Annotated in this window: 14 protein-coding genes and 1 tRNA gene; 1 reads left to right on the top strand and 14 read right to left on the bottom strand. The window is 67.2% G+C overall.

Annotation, left to right across the window (positions count from 1 at the left end; genetic code table 11):
* Positions 1-40: 40 nt before the first annotated feature.
* Complete coding sequence (locus tag METUNV2_RS18755; RefSeq protein WP_051081855.1) at positions 41-1,741, bottom strand: site-specific integrase; 1,701 nt, start codon at positions 1,739-1,741, stop codon at positions 41-43.
* 94 nt (positions 1,742-1,835) lie between these two features.
* Positions 1,836-1,920 (bottom strand) — tRNA-Leu (locus METUNV2_RS0100855).
* 101 nt (positions 1,921-2,021) lie between these two features.
* Between METUNV2_RS0100855 and METUNV2_RS0100850 the strand changes: the two genes are divergently transcribed.
* On the top strand, positions 2,022-3,764 hold the full coding sequence (locus METUNV2_RS0100850) for an ABC transporter transmembrane domain-containing protein (RefSeq protein ID WP_018227625.1): 1,743 nt from the start codon (positions 2,022-2,024) through the stop codon (positions 3,762-3,764).
* Positions 3,765-3,879: 115 nt separating this feature from the next.
* Here METUNV2_RS0100850 and leuD read toward each other — a convergent pair whose 3' ends face one another.
* The 12 genes from leuD to METUNV2_RS0100790 all read right to left on the bottom strand — a co-directional run bounded on the left by leuD (position 3,880) and on the right by METUNV2_RS0100790 (position 18,431).
* Complete coding sequence (gene leuD / locus METUNV2_RS0100845) at positions 3,880-4,524, bottom strand: 3-isopropylmalate dehydratase small subunit (RefSeq protein WP_018227624.1); 645 nt, start codon at positions 4,522-4,524, stop codon at positions 3,880-3,882.
* A 1-nt stretch (position 4,525) separates the two neighbouring features.
* Positions 4,526-5,929 carry a 3-isopropylmalate dehydratase large subunit gene (gene leuC, locus METUNV2_RS0100840; RefSeq protein WP_018227623.1) on the bottom strand — a complete coding sequence of 468 codons (1,404 nt, stop codon included), beginning with the start codon at positions 5,927-5,929 and terminating at the stop codon, positions 4,526-4,528.
* A gap of 181 nt (positions 5,930-6,110) precedes the next feature.
* Entirely contained in the window at positions 6,111-7,778 is a 1,668-nt protein-coding gene (locus METUNV2_RS0100835) for an AMP-binding protein (protein ID WP_018227622.1), read from the bottom strand.
* Positions 7,778-8,743, bottom strand: coding sequence for a PDR/VanB family oxidoreductase (locus METUNV2_RS0100830; protein ID WP_018227621.1), 966 nt, complete (start codon positions 8,741-8,743; stop codon positions 7,778-7,780). The genes METUNV2_RS0100835 and METUNV2_RS0100830 overlap by 1 nt, the downstream gene beginning before the upstream one ends.
* Positions 8,743-9,795 (bottom strand): aromatic ring-hydroxylating dioxygenase subunit alpha, encoded by a 1,053-nt coding sequence (locus tag METUNV2_RS0100825; RefSeq protein WP_018227620.1) that lies wholly within the window; start codon positions 9,793-9,795, stop codon positions 8,743-8,745. The genes METUNV2_RS0100830 and METUNV2_RS0100825 overlap by 1 nt, the downstream gene beginning before the upstream one ends.
* Before the next feature lie 47 nt (positions 9,796-9,842).
* Complete coding sequence (locus tag METUNV2_RS0100820) at positions 9,843-10,724, bottom strand: alpha/beta fold hydrolase (protein ID WP_018227619.1); 882 nt, start codon at positions 10,722-10,724, stop codon at positions 9,843-9,845.
* A gap of 21 nt (positions 10,725-10,745) precedes the next feature.
* Complete coding sequence (locus METUNV2_RS0100815; RefSeq protein ID WP_018227618.1) at positions 10,746-11,345, bottom strand: VOC family protein; 600 nt, start codon at positions 11,343-11,345, stop codon at positions 10,746-10,748.
* 32 nt (positions 11,346-11,377) lie between these two features.
* Positions 11,378-13,807 (bottom strand): efflux RND transporter permease subunit, encoded by a 2,430-nt coding sequence (locus METUNV2_RS0100810; protein ID WP_018227617.1) that lies wholly within the window; start codon positions 13,805-13,807, stop codon positions 11,378-11,380.
* Entirely contained in the window at positions 13,807-14,895 is a 1,089-nt protein-coding gene (locus METUNV2_RS0100805) for a WD40/YVTN/BNR-like repeat-containing protein (RefSeq protein WP_018227616.1), read from the bottom strand. Before METUNV2_RS0100805 ends, METUNV2_RS0100810 begins: the two co-directional genes overlap by 1 nt.
* Positions 14,892-15,266: a VOC family protein gene (locus METUNV2_RS0100800; RefSeq protein ID WP_232415577.1), complete on the bottom strand. Its 375-nt coding sequence runs from the start codon at positions 15,264-15,266 to the stop codon at positions 14,892-14,894. Before METUNV2_RS0100800 ends, METUNV2_RS0100805 begins: the two co-directional genes overlap by 4 nt.
* A gap of 64 nt (positions 15,267-15,330) precedes the next feature.
* Positions 15,331-17,007, bottom strand: coding sequence for an FAD-dependent monooxygenase (locus tag METUNV2_RS0100795; RefSeq protein ID WP_018227614.1), 1,677 nt, complete (start codon positions 17,005-17,007; stop codon positions 15,331-15,333).
* Between the two features lie 77 nt (positions 17,008-17,084).
* Positions 17,085-18,431: a DUF1329 domain-containing protein gene (locus METUNV2_RS0100790; protein ID WP_018227613.1), complete on the bottom strand. Its 1,347-nt coding sequence runs from the start codon at positions 18,429-18,431 to the stop codon at positions 17,085-17,087.
* Position 18,432 lies beyond the last annotated feature (1 nt).

The following is an 18,432-nucleotide window of genomic DNA, read 5'->3' as shown; positions in this document are numbered from 1 at the left end:
CCCGTCTGGTTCATCCCTAGGCGGGCGCCCTCACCGTGCCCTATGGCCGCTTAGGAGCGGGCGGAGACACATCGAACGTCACCCGCTCAATCAGGGCCTGCAAATCAGGAAGCGGCATTCCGTCCCGCTCATAGCCGCCCTGCGCACGCCCGACCTTGCCATCCGCATGACCTGTTATCAGGTGCCGCTCATCAATGCGGAGGTGCTTCGCACGGGTGAGCATCGTGTGCCGGAAGGCGTGGAACCCGGTAACCATGGCGCCCGGTGTCTCGTCCCGGAGGCCGATCTCGCGGATGAACTGGCGGAACCACTCCGCCGCGTGGCCGGCTGCATCGCCATCCTTGGGCTTCCACTGCGGAAAGAGCAGGCGGGCGCCTTTAGCCTTCATCGCCTCCACGTAGTCCAAGAAGCCTAGCGCCAGCAGCCGGGAGTGGATAACCACGCGCCGCCGGGAGGAAGCCGTCTTGGTGCTCTTGGTGACGCCCTCCGCCGCCTCACTTTCCTCCGTGATGTCGAAGAACCAGACGCCTTCCTCCTCGCGGATGTCGGTCTGCGGGTTCAACTGGCAGACCTCCCGCACACGGGCTCCCGTGTAGAGGCCCACCAGTGGCAGCCAGTATTGATGCGCCTTGTCCGGATCGGCTGCAAAGGCGTGCATCTCCGCCCCCTCAAAGAGCCGCACCAGTTCCTGCGCTGTCAGTGCGCGCTGGCGTTCTTCGGGCTCTGCGCGGTCTCCGATGTACTCCATCGCCTCCGTGCTCAGATGCTGGGGAAAGCCATCGTCCCCGTAGCGGCTCTTTGCGTAGTTCAGGAAGGCCCCGACCACCGCCACATAGCTTCTATCGAAGGTCGCCTTAGAGATGCGGGCCGCGTGTGGAAGCTCTGCCAGCTCGCGCATGGAGTACCCCTTAGCGCGCTGCGCCTTCCACGTGGTCGGCATGCGGCACAGGTCATCCGAGAAGGACAACAGATCGTTCTGCCTGACCTCGTTGCACGGCTTGTCCCCGATGTACTCGACCATCTCCGGGAGGATGGAGCGGTACTTGCCGAGCATTGAGCTATCCGCCTTGAGCAGCGCCTGCCGGGTCAGGAACTCATCGACGATGGCGCCCAGGCTCTTACGGGGCGGAGGCTCCGCGCTGGGCGTCTTTGCCGGCAGACCACCCGCACGCTTCAGAACGATGCGCAGGCCGTTGCGCCACTGTTCGGCAAGGCTGATGGCGAATACTCGAAAGACATAGGAGCCCTGCGGGATAGGCAAGCCAAGCTCCTCCGCTGCCTGCGCGGCACGTCGGACCATCGGCGGGTCCAGTTCGCCAAGCACCAGCGCCCTGCGGAGGCTCTCGTCGTTCTCCTCACAGAGCCGCATAAGGGCTGCTTCGGCTGCCTCCGCGCCCTCCTCTGTCGGGGCATGGAGACAGTCACCCAGGATGCGGGCGGTCTCGTCATTCTCGACCCACCGGCGCACCCACTCCCGCGCGAAGTAGCGAGCGGAGTCCTCCGGCAGTTCCTGCCCAGCGTCTTCCAGAGGCAGACCGTCCCGAATGCGGATGAACTTGTCGGCACATTCCGCAGCGAAGCGATAGGCGAACGACTCCGCCACAGCGCGGTCCGTTGTTCGGATCGACGTGCGTAGGACCGCCTTATCGAAAGCGTGCTGAACAGCTTTGGGGATAGTGATGGTGACGCGATAACTCGCGCCGTGCCGCTCAATAGTCGGCTTAGGCATGTCAGACTTCATCCCGAAATCATAGCTGGTCTTCCCAGCTAACTTCCCGGACGACTTCCGAAAACCTTTAAGGGATCAAAGCCTTAGGAACATCAAAGGCTTAAGATGGTGCGCGGAGAGAGACTCGAACTCTCACGCCTTGCGGCACTGCCCCCTCAAGACAGCGCGTCTACCAATTTCGCCACCCGCGCACTTGGGTAGGGGCGCGAATATACCTGAAAAAGGATGAGTTTGCGTGACTGAATCGAGAATCGAGGCTGCCCGGCCTGACCTGAAGCGGATAAGGCAGGTGATGTGGTCGCTGATCCGCCCGCATCGCGGCCGACTGCTGCTCGCTGCGCTCGGCCTGATGCTGGCCGCGGCCTCCGCGCTGGCGCTCGGCCAGGGCCTGCGCACCGTGATCGATCGCGGCTTTGCCGCCGCCGATCCGCAGTGGCTGGACCGCGCGCTGGCCGCCACGCTGGGTCTGGTGCTGCTGCTGGCCGCCGCCACCTGGCTGCGCTTCTACAACGTGTCCTGGCTGGGCGAGCGGGTGGCGGCCGACCTGAGGACGAAGGTATATGCCCACCTGCTGTCGCTGCCGCCGTCCTTCTTCGAGGCCGGGCGCACCGGCGACGTCATTTCAAGGCTGACCAACGACACCGCACAGATCGAGAACACGGTCGGGGCAACGCTGTCGATCGCGCTGCGCAACACGCTGCTGCTGATCGGTGGGCTGGTCATGCTGGCGCTGACCAGTGGCCGGCTCACGCTGCTGGTGCTGGCCGGCGTGCCGCTGGTGGTGGCCCCCATTGTGCTGTTCGGTCGTCGCGTACGCGGCCTGTCACGCGAGCGGCAGGCACGGGTGGCGGACCTGGGTACCCATGTCGACGAGACGGTGCACGCCATCCGCATCGTGCAGGCCAACAATCACGAGGACGCGGACCGCAGCCACTTCGCGGAACTGGTCGAACGCAGCTTCGCCACCGGCGTGCGCCGCTACCGGCATACCGCAGTGATGATCGTGATGGTCATCCTGCTGGTGTTCGGCTCGGTCGCCCTCATCCTGTGGGTGGGCGGCCACGACGTGCTGGACGGCCGGCTGTCGGCCGGCGAACTGTCGGCCTTCGTGTTCTATGCCGCCATCGTCGCCAGTTCGGTCGGCGCGCTGGCCGAGGTGTGGGGCGAACTGCAGCGCGCGGCGGGAGCCACCGAGCGGCTGATCGAACTGCTGGACACCCGGCCGGCGATCGCCGCCCCGGTCGCCCCCTTGCCGATGCCCTCGCCTGCGCGCGGCGACATCGCCTTCCGCAGCGTGCGCTTCTGCTACCCCAGCCGCCCCGACAGCCCGGCACTGGACCGCTTCGACCTCAACGTGCGTGCCGGCGAAACGGTGGCGCTGGTCGGCCCTTCGGGCGCCGGCAAATCCACGCTGTTCCAGCTGCTGCTGCGCTTCTACGATCCGCAGTCCGGCAGCATCGAGATCGACGGCGTACCGCTCAGCCGTACCGACCCGGCGGCACTGCGGGCGCGTATCGCGCTGGTGCCGCAGGAAGCGGTCATCTTCGCCGCCAGCGTGGCTGACAACGTGCGTTACGCACGACCGGACGCGAGCGACGACGAAGTGCGGGCCGCCTGCGCAGCAGCCTTCGCCGACGCCTTCATCGGTGACCTGCCCGGCGGCTACGACAGCCCGCTGGGCGAGCGCGGCGTGCGCCTCTCGGGCGGCCAGCGCCAGCGCATCGCCATCGCGCGCGCCATCCTGGCCGACCGGCCCATCCTGCTGCTGGACGAAGCCACCTCGGCACTCGACGCCGAAAGCGAACGCATGGTGCAAGCCGCGCTGGAACCGCTGATGGCCAGTCGTACCACGCTGGTGGTGGCGCACCGGCTGTCGACCGTGCAGCGCGCCGACCGCATCGTCGTGCTCGACCACGGCCACGCGGTGGAATCCGGCACCCATGCCGAACTGATGGCGCGTGGCGGGCTGTATGCGCAGCTGGCAAAGCTGCAGTTCATCGAGCTGGCCGGGCCTGCCGGAGCCGCGGACATCTGACGCACGGAGCTTGCGCAAAAAAATGGAGCGCACGCGGCGCTCCATTAAAATCACCGGCCACCCCGGGGTCAGTCGGGGCACGGAGGGGATGGCCGGTACGAGGACAGCGGAATGTTCAGCCGCCCGCGAACAGCCAGGGCTCCAGGTCGCGGCGGCCGGCCTCGTAGCGGCGGATGTCGTCGGCCTGCTGCAATGTGAGCGCGATGTCGTCCAGGCCGTTGAGCAGGCAGTCGCGACGGAAGGGGTCGATGTCGAACGCGAGCAATCGGCCGTCCGGCAGCGCGATGCGCTGCGCGTGCAGATCGACCGTCATCCGGTATCCCTCGATCGCGTCCACTGCCGCGAACAGCGCGTCGACCTCGTCGGCCGGCAGGCGCACCGGCAGCACGCCGTTCTTGAAGCAGTTGTTGAAGAAGATGTCGGCGAAGCCCGGCGCGACGATGACGCGGATGCCGTAATCCACCAGCGCCCACAGCGCATGTTCGCGGCTTGAACCACAGCCGAAGTTGTCACGCCCGAGCAGTATCTGCGCGCCCCGGTAGCGCGGCTGGTTCAGCACGAAGTCCGGATTCAGCCGACGTTCGGACCGCGGTTTGCCCGGTTCACCCGGATCGAGATAGCGCCAGCTGTCGAACAGGTTGTCGCCGAAGCCGGTGCGCGCGATCGACTTCATGAACTGCTTCGGGATGAGCGCGTCGGTATCGACATCGGCCCGGTCCAGCGGCACGACCAGACCGTCGAGCACGGTGAAGGCATCCATGTCAGCCCTCGCTGATGTCGGTGAAATGCCCGGCCAGCGCGGCCGCTGCGGCCATTGCCGGACTGACCAGATGGGTGCGTCCACCGGCACCCTGACGGCCTTCGAAATTGCGGTTCGAGGTCGATGCGCAACGCTCGCCCGGCTGCAGGCTGTCGTCGTTCATGCCCAGGCACATCGAACAGCCGGGTTCGCGCCACTCGAAACCGGCGTCGATGAACAGGCGGTCCAGCCCTTCCGCTTCCGCCTGTGCCTTGACCAGACCAGAACCGGGCACCACCAGCGCCTGGCGTACGGTGGGCGCGACACGGCGCCCGCGCAGCACGGCCGCCGCGGCCCGCAGATCCTCGATGCGCGCGTTGGTGCAGGAACCGATGAAGATGCGGTCGGGCCGGATGGCGGTGATCGGCGTACCCGGCTGCAGCGCCATGTAGTCGAGCGCGCGCTGCATCTGCACGCGGCGCACCGGATCGGATTCGCCGGCCGGATCGGGCACCCGGTCGTCGACCGCCACGGTCTGCGCCGGTGACGTGCCCCAGCTCACCATCGGCCGCAGTGTCGATACGTCGATCGCAAGGCTGGCGTCGTGCGCCGCCCCGGGGTCGCTCACCAGCGTGCGCCAGTAACGGCAGGCAGCGTCCCACCGGGCACCGCGCGGTGCCTGGGGGCGGCCCTCGAGATAGGCCAGCGTGGTCTCATCGACCGCCACCAGGGCGACCCGCGCGCCGGCCTCGATCGCCATATTGCACAGGGTCATGCGCGCCTCCATCGACAGCGCACGCACCGCGTCGCCACCGAACTCGATGGCGCAGCCGGTGCCACCGGATGCGCCCAGCCGCGCGATCACCGCGAGCACGACGTCCTTGGCCGTCACGCCGTGCGGCAGCGCGCCGCGCAGCTCGATGTAAAGCGTGCGCATGCGGTCCACCCACATGCACTGGGTGGCCAGCACATGCTCGACCTCGGATGTGCCGACGCCGAAGGCCAGCGCCGCGAAGGCGCCGTGCGTGCTGGTGTGCGAATCGCCGGCCACCACCGTCATGCCGGGCAGCGTGGCGCCCTGTTCCGGCCCGACCACATGGATGATGCCCTGCCGCCGGTCGCCGAGCGGAAACAGCGTGATGCCGAACTCATCGCAGTTGCGCGTGAGCTGGTCCACCTGCTGGCGGGACAGCGGATCACGGATCACCTCACGGTGCGAGGTGGTGGGCACATTGTGGTCGGCGGTCGCCAGCACGGTGTCACGCCGCCAGGGCTGCCGGCCGGCCAGCCTCAATCCTTCGAAGGCCTGAGGACTGGTCACCTCATAGACCAGATGGCGATCGACGTAGAGCAGCGCCGCGTCATCGCGCTCGGACACCACATGGCGCGACCACAGCTTGTCGAACAGGGTACGGGGGGTGGTCATTGGGCCCTCCCGTCGCTGCGCGACACCCTCCCCGAGGGAGGAGGCGCGCCGCCTTCGGGCGGCCGGGCGGTGGCGCTCCGGGCCCTCCCGTCGCTGCGCGACACCCTCCCCGAGGGAGGAGGCGCGCCACCTTCGGGCGGCCGGGCGACGGCGCTCCGACGCCTGTCGTCGCTGCGGATCATCACGGTGCGACCTCCATGTCGCGGGCGCGGGCGATCAGCGCGGCGTCCTTCTTCAGCAGATGCTTGGCGACCCGCTGCGTGGGTGTCTTGGGCAGCGCGTCTGCGAACACCAGATAGCGCGGCACCTTGATCGCCGCCATGTGTGCGCGGCACCAGTCGATCACCGCCTCGTGCGTCGGCGCCATGCCGTCGCGCGCCACCAGCACGGCAAGAATGTCGTCCTCGCCCAGTTCGGACGGCACCGCGAGGGTGGCCGCTTCGGCCAGGTCCGGATGACGGCCGAGCGCGGCGTCCAGTTCGGCGCCGGATATGTTTTCGCCACGCTTGCGGATGATGTCCTTCTTGCGCGCAACGAAATAGAAATAGCCGTCGGCGTCCATGCGCACCAGATCACCGGTGGCGAACCAGCCGTCGCGGAACGCCTCGGCGGTCTGCTGCGCATCGTTCAGGTAGGCAACGAACAGGGTCGGTGTCTGCACCAGCAATTCACCGGCCTCGCCCACCGCGACGTCGCGGCCGTCATCATCGACCACGCGCAGCTGTGCAAACGCGCCGTCGAAGCGCGGATGCACACCGGCACGGCCGATGCTTCCGGGCTTGTGCGGCCCTTCGTAGGGGTTGCTGCAGGTGGACGGAATCTCCGACATGCCGTAGCCCTCGATCAGCAGCGGCACGCTGAATTCCTGCTGGAACAGCCGGAACATGTCGACGCTGATCGGACCGCCGTAGATCTTGCGGATGCGGTGCGCCGGATTGAATTCGGAACGCGGCCGCAGGCCGAGGATGGTGCCCAGCGCCGCCAGAATGTTGAGCTGGGTGGCACCGGTGTCGACCGCGGTCTGCCAGAAGGTCGACGCGCTGAATTTCGCCGCGGTGATGAAGGTGCCGCCGCAGGCCAGCGCACCGGCGAAGGAATAGAACAGCGCGTTGACGTGGAACAGCGGGAACACCGTCAGCATGCGCTCGCGCGGCTGCAGCCGCAGCCGGCCGACGAACACTTCGGCCGACCACACGACCGTGCGCTGGCTGTGCACCACACCTTTCGGAAAGCCGGTGGTGCCCGAGGTGTAGATCACCACCACCGGGTCGTCGGGCCCGGGCTGCGCCAGTGCGGGCGCGTCCTGAGGCCGCTGCGCCTCGATGCAGGCAAGCGCCGCGGCGGCATCGGCGGCGTCGTAACCCAAAGCTTCGAGCGCGCCCACCCGGGCAGCACAGCTGCAGCGCGCGACGATCTGCGCCACGCGTTCGCACAGGCTGTGCGGCGCAAAAGCCGCCACCGCCTGCGAGTGCTGCAGCTGGTAATGCAGTTCGTCATCGGTGAGTGCCGGATTCAGCGGCACGAACAGCGCGCCGATGCGGGCGAGCGCGAGGAAGAGCAGCACGGCCAGATCGCTGTTCGGCGCCACGTGCGCGACCGGGTCGCCGGCACGGATGCCCTGCGCGGCCAGCACGGCCGCCAGCGCATCTGCGCCGTCCTGCAGCTGGCGGTAGGTCCAGCTGCGCGACTGGAAAAGCAGCGCCTCGGCATCGGGTATCGCCGCTGCGCGCGAAGCCAGCAGCGACGCCAGCGTGTCGCCGTGCGGCGGATAGAGCGCGAACACCTGCGCCGGCGTCAGTTCGGGTGCGGCGTGTGCCTGCAACGGGTCGGGAATCATGGTGTCCGGCATCAAAGGTCGATCACCAGCAGCGGGCTCAGTGAGCGCGAACAGCAGGGCGTGAAACAGTCGTTCTTCGCCTGTTCGGCCGGCGTCATGTACATGTCGCGGTGGTCCGGCGTGCCGTCAATGACGCGTGTCAGGCAGGTGCCGCACACCCCCTGCTCGCAGGACACCGGCAGATCGACGCCAGCCGCGGCAAGCGCCTGCGCCACCGTCTGTTCGCGCCGCACCGGAATGACACGGCCGGAGCGGGCCAGCTTCACGTCGAAGTCGGCGTCGGCGTCCGTCGTCACCACGGTCGCCCCGAAGAACTCGTAGTGGATGCGGTCTTCCGGCCAGCCCTGCGCGCGCGCGGTCGCCAGCACGGCGTCCATGAAACCCCTGGGGCCGCATACGTAGAGATGCGTGCCCGGCTCGGGGGTCGCCAGCACGCCCTTCATGTCGATGGACTGGGATGCGTCGCCGTCATCGTGGTGGAGGCTCACGCGCCCGGCCCATTCGGCGTTCGCTAGACGGCCCCGAAATGCGGTGCGGGCCAGCGAGCGGGTGCAGTAGTGCAGCGTGAACTCGGCGCCGTCGGCCGCCAGCTGCTCCGCCATGCACAGCAGCGGCGTGACGCCGATGCCGCCGGCCAGCAGCAGATGGTGGCGCGCATCGGCCGCCAGTTCGAAGTGGTTGCGCGGCGCGCTGATCGCAAGCGTGGCGCCCTCTGCCAGCGCGTGCATCGCACGCGAGCCACCGCGTGACGCCGGGTCAAGCAGCACGCCCAGCTGGTAGCGGCTGCGATCGGCCGGATGTCCGCACAGCGAGTACTGCCGGGTCAAACCGTCGCCCAGCAGCACATCGATATGGGAACCCGCGGTGAAGGCGGGCAGTGGTGCGCCGTCCGCACTGACCAGCTCGAAGCGGGCGATGCCCTCGGCCTCGGCTTCGCGACGCGCGACGCGCACCTGCAGCGTCTGGACCGTAGCCATCAGACCGCCTGTTCCTTGCGGATGAGACTTTCAAACAGCCGCCGTCCGCGCACGCAGGTGGCATCGGCCTTCAGCAGCACCTCCGGCGGCGTCGTGCCCAGCGTGGTGAGCATGGCCTCGATCTCGCGGGTGGCCAGCATGTCCTCCTCGATTACCGCATTGAAGCTGGCCAGCATGGCCTTGCCGAAAGCGTCGTCGTCCTGCTTGAAAGTGCGGCCGTAGGCGAAGAAGTAGTGGGCGGTGTTCTTCGTGGCGGGCGTGATCGCGTGATAGACGCGCACCTTGCCAAGCACGGCACCCGGGTCGTCGCTGTCGGTCCTGGACTTGAACAGGAAGTCGTAGCCGGCATGCAGCGAAGGCAGGAAGAGTTTCATGCCGAAAGCGCGGTCGACCTTGCCCTCGTAACCGAACACCTGCGCATAGAGCGGCGGGCACTGGATGTTCGGGAACTCGCGCTGGCTGCTGATCCAGTTGTCGCCGTTGTCCCGCTGCTCGTCGACCACGCTGTAGTCGCCGGCACCGATGCTGGTCTGATGCAGGAAGCCGAGGTGGGTGAGGTCGAACAGGTTGTCGTGCATCAGCATGTAGCGGCCGGGCACTGCGTGATAGGTGCCGGACTCGACCGTGAAGGCCGGGTCGGTCAGACCGATCTCGTGGTGATCCGGAATCAGCGATTCGTCGGCCAGCGCCGGATCGCCCATCCAGATCCACAGCCACTTCCAGCGCTCGACCAGCGGATAGGCCTTCACCTTGCAGCTGGCCGGCACCATGCCCTGCGACGGGATGCGCACGCAGTCGCCCTTGGGCGAGAAGGTGATGCCGTGATACATGCATTCGATGTTGTCGCCCACCAGCCGGCTCTTGCCGAGCGGGAAGTGGCGGTGCGGACAACGGCCTTCGAGCGCGACCGCGCGGCCGTCTTCGGTGCGATAGAAAGCGACCGGTTCGTTGAGTATCCAGCGCTCCATCGGCTCGCGCCTGACCTCGTCGGCCCAGGCGGCGATATACCACTGGTTGCGCGGAGCGAAACAGCCTTCGGGTAGCGGGTACATGGTGAGTCTCCTGTTTGATCGGGCCGTCGTGTGCGGCCTCGGTGTTGTCAGTGCGATCCGGCCAGCGCAATGGCTGTGCGGCGGCAGGGCGGCGGATCGGTGATGAAGTCGACCAGCTCGCGCGCGAAGCGCGCCGGGTCGTCGCGGAAGGGCGCATGGCGGGCGCCGGCGTGAATCGAGATGCGGGCATCCGGCAGCCGTTCGCGGAACACCTCGGCGCGCGACGGCAGCACGATGCCGTCGTGCTCGCCATTCACCCACATCAGCGGCAGATCGAGACCGGCGATCAGCGCGTCGTAATCCAGCCCGCGCTGGCGCATCCAGCGGCGGTGTTCGACCGGACAGCGTGCCGCCACCGCGGTCAGCGCGGCGAAGTCGGCGCTGTCGCGCGGCACGCCCAGCACGTCGCCGATGAAGCGTCCGGTCGCATCCGCCACCGCGGCGCCGTCCTCCGCGCACAGCGCATCGAGAATGACGTGGTCCGGGCCGGCCGAAGCGAAATGCGCCAGACTGGCCGCCGCCACGAACTGGATGCCCTGCAGCCGGTCGGCGCCGTAACGGCGCACGTAATCGAGCACGCTTCGCCCGCCAAAAGACCAGGCCACCACGGTGGGTCGCGCCAGACCGGCGGCGCGGATCACCGCATCGAGGTCGGCGGCCCAGGCATCGCCCGAGATGTAGTGGGCCGGTGTCGGCATGCGGTCCGACCCGCCGTGACCGCGCAGATCCGGCATCACCAGATGGCAGCGCTCCATCAGTGCGCGCTGCGCGTAGAGCGGGGCCCACACCGTGTGGTCCAGCGCGAAGCCATGCAGCAGCACAACCGGACACCCGTCCGGATTTCCGGCCGACCACCAGGCGATGCGGCAGCCGTCTTCCGACACGCAATCGTGGCGCAGGAAGGCAGGGCGCGGACTATCGTGCGTCATGTCATCCACCCTTCCGGCCGCTCAGGCCTTCACCGCCTCGCCGAAGTGCTGCGCACGGATTTCCTTCCACTTCGCCATGTCGGCATCGACCGACTGGTACTTGTCGGCGAAGAAGCGCTCGGTCACCGTCACGTTGGTGGCGAACTCGACCCGCATGCCGTTCGGATCGTAGAAGTAGATCGAGCGGCAGTAGCCATGGTCGATCTCCAGCACGTCGATGCCGGCCGCCTGGAGCTTCTTCTTGTAGCCATCGATGGTTTCGTGGCCGCCGCTCACTTCCATCGCGATGTGATGGCCGAACTGGTCGACCTCCGGGAAATCGGCGGCCGTGAAGTGCGCCGGATAGTCGAAGAAGGCCAGCGCACTGCCGTCGGCCAGTTCGAAGTAGAGGTGCATGTAGGGCTTGGGCTCGTTGGTCAGCGGATCGATGGGTTCGATACAGCAGGCCACCAGCGGGAAACCCAGCACGCCCTCATAGAAGGCACGCGTCTCGTCCGCGTTGCGGCAGCGGAAGGCGTGGTGATGCAGCATCTTCACCTTGTTGGCGGCGCGGCGCTCGGTGGCGATCGCGCGCGCGCGGTCCAGATCGATGTCGCTCGGGGTCCAGTTCTGAAGACTCATGGTGTGCTCCTCCTTTATGTGAGATCGCCGGTTCAGGCGGCGAGGCTGTGCTCGACCGCAGCCGGCTTGCGTGCGACATCCTGCTGCACGTCGCGGCGCAGCAGGAAGTAGGCGAGGGCGGGCAGCAGGATGAGTGCGCCCAGCATGTTCCAGACGAACATGAAGGCGAGCAGGATGCCCATGTCGCCCTGGAACTTGATCGGCGAGAAGGCCCAGGTGGCGACCGCGATGCCCAGCGTGACGCCGGTCAGCACCACCACCTTGCCGGTGAACAGCAGGGCGCCGTAGTAGGCCTCGGACAGGGTGCGCCCGGCCTTCAGATTGGCCAGCGTCACGCTCAGCACGTACAGCGCGTAATCCACGCCGATGCCCACGCCCAGCGCCACCACCGGCAGCGTCGCCACCTTGACGCCCATGCCCAGCCCCACCATCAGTGCCTCGCACAGCACCGAGGTAAGCACCAGCGGCAGCACTGCACACAGCACCGCGCGCCATGAACGGAAGGTGATGAAGCACAGCACCACCACCGCGGCGTACACCAGCGCCAGCATTTCTCGATTGGCCTGACGCACGACGATATTGGTCGCCGCTTCGATGCCGGCGTTGCCGGCGGCCGACAGGAACTGCGCGTCCGGTCCGTTGTATTCGGCGCCGAAGGCGTCGACCACCGAAGACACCGCATCCAGCGTGTCGGCCTTGTGGTCCTTCAGGAAGGTCTGGATGGTGAGGAAGCTGCACTGCGCGTCCAGCGTTTCGCGCGGGGCGTACTGGGTGACCGAATTGATGCTGGCCTGGTCGCGCGACAGCTCGTACCACTTCGGATTGCCTTCGGCGAAGCCCACCATGCCGCTCTTCGCGGTACCGACGAAGGACACCGTGGATTCGACGCCGGGTAGCGCACGCAGGCGCGACTCCAGTTCGTTCACCCGCAGCAGCGTGCCGTACTTCGAGCAGCTTTCCTTCGGCGTCGGAATCATCACCGTATAGACGTCGCTGCTCGCGGCGTAGTGACCGATCACGTAGGCGTTGTCGAGGTTGTAGCGCGAGTCGGCACGCAGCTCCGGCGCGCCCGGATCGAGATCACCGATCTTCAGGTTCAGGCTGGCGACGAAACCGGCCACGCCCAGCACGGTGGCCACCGCCACCGCACCGATGGCCCAGCGGCGCTGGGTGAACAGGTCGAGAAAAGCCCAGAACGGATGCTTGCCGCCATCGACGCCGGCCTGCTCCGCACGCAGGCTGCGCGCTGCGGCAGCCGGGCTCACGCCGGTATAGGACAGCAGCACCGGCAACAGCACCAGATTGGTGAAGATGAGCACCGCCACACCGAGGCTGGCCGCCAGCGCCAGATCCTGGATGACCGGAATGCGGATGATCATCAGCACCGCGAAACCCACCGCGTCCGCCAGCAGCGCGGTCAGGCCGGCGAGAAAGAGCCGGCGGAAAGTGAGGCGGGCCGCCACCCACTTCGGCGCACCGCGGCCGATGTCCTGCATGATGCCGTTCATCTTCTGCGCGCCGTGGCTCATGCCGATGGCGAACACCAGGAAGGGCACCAGGATCGAGTACGGGTTCAGCTCGAAACCGAGCAGCGGCAGCAGGCCGAGCAGCCACACCACCGCCACCAGCGAACAGGCCATCACCAGCCCGGTGCTGCGCACGCAGCGGGTGTAGCCGTACAGCACCGCGCTGCAGATGGCGATGGCGGTCGCGAAGAACACCAGAATCTGCTGCAGGCCCTCGATCAGGTCGCCCGCCACCTTGGCAAAGCCGGTGACGTGGATGCGCACCGTGTCCGAGGCGTACTTCGCGCGCAGTTCCTCGAGTTTCGCGTTCAGTGCCTGGTAGTCCAGCGGACGGCCGCTGTTGAAGTCGCGATCGAGCAGCGGCACCTGCAGCACGCTGGACCGGAAGTCGGACGCCACCAGCTGGCCGATCTGACCGGACCGCTCGATGTTGCCGCGCAGTTCCGCCAGCTTTTCCGGCGAACCGTCGAAGCTGTCGGGCATGACCGGGCCGCCATCCAGCCCCTGGTCGGTCACCGCCACCCAGCGCACCGCCGACATGTAGAGCGACTTCATGTAGGCGCGATCGACGCCCGGCAGCAGATAGACCTCGTCGTTGATCCGGCGCAGCGTGTCCATGTAGGCCGGATCGAGAATGCTGTCGCCTTCGGTGGCGACCACGATGCGCAGCACGTTGCCGGAGCCGGCCAGCTGCTTTTCGTAGGTGCGCAGGTTCTGCACGTACGGATGATCGGTCGGCAGCATGCGCTCGAAACTGGCCGACAGCTGCAGCCGCGTGGCCTGATAGCCCAGCAGCAGCGTGGCCAGCGCGCACAGCGCGATCACCAGCAGCCGGTTATTGAAGAACAGGCGCTCGGCCCGGCTGCCGGACTGCGCATCGAAGCCGTCGCGCCCTGCCGCCGCGAAGGCGGCCGCATCCTGATTCGGCGTCGGCATCACGGTTGTTCACTCCTGTTTGCGGCCGAAGCCAGTTGAATCACGCGCACGCCGCGCGGCCCGACAGTGACGAGCCGCTGCGGGTCGAGCGCCACGACAGCCGACAGCGGGGGCTGCTTGCCCTGCAGCAGGTCGACGCGGTCGGACACGCCGGCCTGCATGCGCACCTCACCCGCCTGACCGACCATCACCATGCGGCCATCCGCCAGCGTGGTCGCGCCGGTCCAGGCACTGTCCGCACCGCCGCTGACGTCGGCCCAGGTCCTGCCATGGTCGGCCGATGCGAATGCACGCCCCTGCAGACCGAACACCACGAGTTGGCCCTGCGGGTTGCCCACGACACCGAAGTAGCTGCCGTCATACGGTGTCTTCAGCGCCTCGAACCGGGCACCACGGTCGTTCGACGCGAACACGGCTCCGCGCTCACCGACCACGTACAGACGGTCACCGATCAGCCGGATGCCGTACAGATGATTGCCGTCGGGGTTGGGCAGACGCGAGGACGCACGCGTCCAGTGCGCGCCGCCGTCGGCGGTGTGCAGCAGCAGGCCGAATGCGCCAAGCGCGAAACCTTCGTTCTCGTCGAGGAACAGCACATCCAGCAGCGGGTCGCCCGGATTCGGCGCCGGTGAAGATTCGGCGTCGGCCGCCGATGCCTCCTGCGGCAGATCGCCGATCTGGCGTCCATCGAGCTGGCGAACCCAGGTCCGGCCGGCGTCGGCAGTCGCCAGCACCACGCCGCTGTGACCGACCGCCCATCCCTTCTGCGCATTCGCGAAGTGCACCGCGGTCAGCGTCACGCTGACCGGCACCGACGCCTGCTGCCAGCGCGCGCCGCCGTCGTCGCTGAACAGCAGGATGCCGTTCTCGCCTGCGACGAAAACCCGCTCCCCGACCCGTGTCGCGGCAATCAGGACCGACGCCGGCGCACTGGGCACCATCGCGGCCTTGCGTGCCAGCGGGTCCAGCGGATCGAGCGCCTCCGGCGATGTCCCCTGGATGGCTGCAGCCACACCGGCCATCGCACCCAGCGAGGCCAGCAGCAGCGCGCCGCGCTTCAGCGCAAGCGAATACGAAAGATTTTTCATTGATGTTCTCCAGGGCCGGATGCCGCATCGCGCGGGCGATGTTCGACGTACTCGACCACCAGTCCGTCCGGGTGCTCGATCACCATGGCCCTGCCGGTGACGACCTCGCTCAGCGGTACGACCACGCGGCAGCCCAGCGCGCTCAGGGTCGAGTGGAAGGCGTCGATGCCACTGACCAGATAGGCGGCGCCGGCGGCAGGAATCGACGGGCGGATGCGCGGATGGCAGGCCACCAGCAGCATCCTGCCGATGCCCACGATGCGCAGCTGCCCGTCCAGCAGGTTCAGGTCCAGGCCGACCGGCGCATCGAGCAGGCGGGTGTAGAAGCCGGTCGCCGCATCGAGCTGGTCGATGAGAAGGTCCTTCCTCACGAGCACGTCCAGAACCTTCATGACCCCTCCCGCAGGCTCGGCGCGTGGCGGTGGATGACGGCACTCATTGCGCCGGACGGAACCACTGTTCGAGATAGCCGAGGATGGCGGCCCCTTCTTCCGGCACGCAGCTCATGCCGACATAGAGATCGGGGCGCACCAGCACCAGACGGCCTTCGGCGCCAATGCCGTAGCGCGCGCGGATTTCGCCGGTTTCATCAGCAACCCGGTGATCGAAGTCGAAGCCGAGCTCGTCGCCCCGCCCCGCGGACAGGGCCGTCGCCTTGGTCGCCCGGTCCGGGTCCGGATGTTCGGCCACCTGCTCGGCCGCCCCGGGAATCAGGCAGGCCAGTACCTGGCCCGGGTAGCGGCGGTCCAGCTCGTCACGCAGCCTGCGTCCGATGGCCAGATGGGATTCACCGTCCGCACCGGGCACCACCAGCAGCGTGAAGCGTGGATGCCTGAACACGTCGTACAGGCGCTTCTGCGGCTCGCGCACCAGCAGCGCATCGGGTGCACGCTCGCCCGCACGGGGGCCCGCAACCGCGTGCAGCAGCTGCGGCACGACCGACACGTCGCGGTAGTTGTGCGACAGGCCGGACACCAGCGCGATCGTGCGCGCCTCCCAGCCCTCTTCCTGCGTGTAGTGATAGCGCTCCTCCGGTTCGATGCCGAATCCCATCACGATTTCGTGGGTGGACATCGCGCCTTCGGTGATCTGTTCGCCTATCGGCTTGCGCTCGCGTTCATAACTGTCCAGCACGCTCTCGGAGGCCTGCCCCTTGAACACCGCCGCAAGCTTCCAGCCGAGGTTGAAGGCGTCCTGCATGCAGCCGTTCATGCCCTGACCACCCGACGGCGAATGCACGTGCGAAGCGTCGCCGCAGATGAGCATGCGGCCGTTACGGTAGCGGTCGGCAATGTTGTTGCGGATCGCCCAGGCGGTCGCCCACTCCGGTTCGCCGATCCGCATGCCGATGCCCAGCCTGTCGGCCACCGTCTGGAAGGCCTCGCGCGGATTGTCGGCATGCACGAAGGCGCCGCTCGGTTCGCTCATGTAGATGCGCCAGCAGCGTCCGGGCAGCTTGGTGCAGTTCATGAACAGCGACTTGTCGAAGAAGTAGTTCATCCAGCGATCGTCGAAGGTCACATTGCTCAGTTCGACATCCATCATCGCCATGGCGGCCACTTCCTCGCCCGGAAAATCGATGCCCGCGGCGCCGCGCACGAAGCTGCGCACGCCGTCGCAGCCGACCACCCACGGATGGCGACGCGTTTCGGTCGATCCGTCCGGCAGCGCGATGCGGGCCTCGACCTGCGGGCCGTCCTGCGTGAGGCCGACCAGTTCGGTGCGGTACTCCGGCTTCAGGCTGTACTGCGAGAACAGGTGCTCGCGCAGAACCTGCTCGAAATCGTTCTGGTTGATCTTGTAGTAGAAGGCGAACCGGGTCGGCAGCACCCGGTAGTCGGTACGCGGCTGCGCGTCCTCCGCCAGATGCGGAAAGTGGTAGATGTTGCCCGGGCACTGCAGGCAGACCTCTTCCAGCCGGTGGGCGATGCCCATGTGTTCGAACATTTCCATCGACCGCGCATGCACCGTCATCGCCCGCGTGGTGTGCGACGGCCCCTTGCGCTTCTCGATCAGCCGCACCGGCACGTTGCGACGCATCAGCTCATGCGCCAGGATCAGTCCGGTCGGCCCGGCGCCGACGATCAGTACGGAATTTTCATTGCTGCTCATGCTGCACTCCCGAATACACACTCAGTTGATCGGTCCGGTTGCGGCCCCGCCGTCCGGCAGGGCCTGAACCGACCGGATCACCGCACCCCGCGACGCGACAGCGATTCCGGTGTGTAGTAGCTCGGCGGCAGCGGATCGATCACCTGGATCTGGTTCTGCTGATCGCTCATCGTGGTGTAGGAGTAGGTGCCCTTGATCAGGTCCAGCGTGGTGTAGGTTTCCTGACCCACGGCCGGAATCTCGTACTGGACCCAGGGAAAGCCGTAGCTGGTGTGCCACAGCGCGCCCTGCGCGTCCCAGGTGTTGCCGATGGCGGCGATGTAGGTGTCCTCGTCGAGGTAGAGCCGGCGCTTCGGGCGCACGTCGCGCTTGCCGGCGCGCACCGTTCCTTCGAGCACCCACACGCGGTGAACCTCCCAGCGCACCAGATCCGGATTCACGAAGTGCTTGGCCATCGCGTCCTCCGGCTTGGCCGCCACCAGACGGTTGTTGTTGTACGGGATGATCAGCTCCTTCTTGCCGGCGATCTTCCAGTCGTAGTTGGTGGCCGGACCGAACCACACGAACACCTGGTCGAAGAAGTCGACGCCGGACGCCACGAAGTTCGGCGTATCGCAGCAGATGGTCGGCGCACGACGCACCCGGCGCTGGCCCACCAGGTACTGCCAGGCCGGCCGGGTGTTATCGAGCTGGTCGTAGTACATGAGCATCTCGCCGGCACGGATAGACGGCGACTCCACCGACTGCAGGTTCTGGTAGTAGGCACCGCCGTTGCTCTTCAGATTTTCCGGCGACAGGCCCTTGGTGTAGTAGGGAATCGTCACTTCGTTCAGCGCGCCGCTCGCCAGCGAAGCCGTGCCGTTGGTATCCACGGTGTAGGTGCGGAAAGCCTGCCGGTAGCCCTGCGAGCGCACGCGCAGCGAGTGATTCCACAGCAGCTCGGCGCCGGTCTTGGGCAGCGGGAACGGAATGCCGCCATAGGCATCGGTGACCGAATCGCCGTCCAGCTTCGCGCGGGTGGCGTTCTTGAACGTTTCGTCATACACCCACTGCGGTGCGGCGGCGCTGCGGTGGGTCGGATAGACGTTGATCCGGTAGTCCGGGTACTTCTTCAGCAGGTACTGCTGACCTTCGTCCAGCCTGTCGGCGTACTGCGCCATATTGGCCGCGGTCACCGTAAACAGCGGCTTCTCGTCGGCGAACGGATCGGGTCGCGGCTGACCGCTCTTGTAGCCCGCCGGCACCTTGGTGTAACCGCCGCTCCAGGCGGGAATGCTGCCGTCCTTGTTGCCGGCCTTTTCGGCGCCCAGCGGCGTCAGTTCGGCCTTCAGCCTGGCGGCTTCGTCGGCGGTCACCGCCGCCCAGCCGGTGCCGGCCATCGACGCGGCCAGCAGGGCGGCCGCAAGTGTTTTGGTAGAAATCATG

Origin of the sequence: Methyloversatilis universalis EHg5, from assembly GCF_000378945.1 — a bacterium.
Taxonomy (GTDB): Bacteria; Pseudomonadota; Gammaproteobacteria; order Burkholderiales; family Rhodocyclaceae; genus Methyloversatilis; species Methyloversatilis universalis_A.
This window is presented reverse-complemented; position numbering and strand designations above follow the sequence as displayed.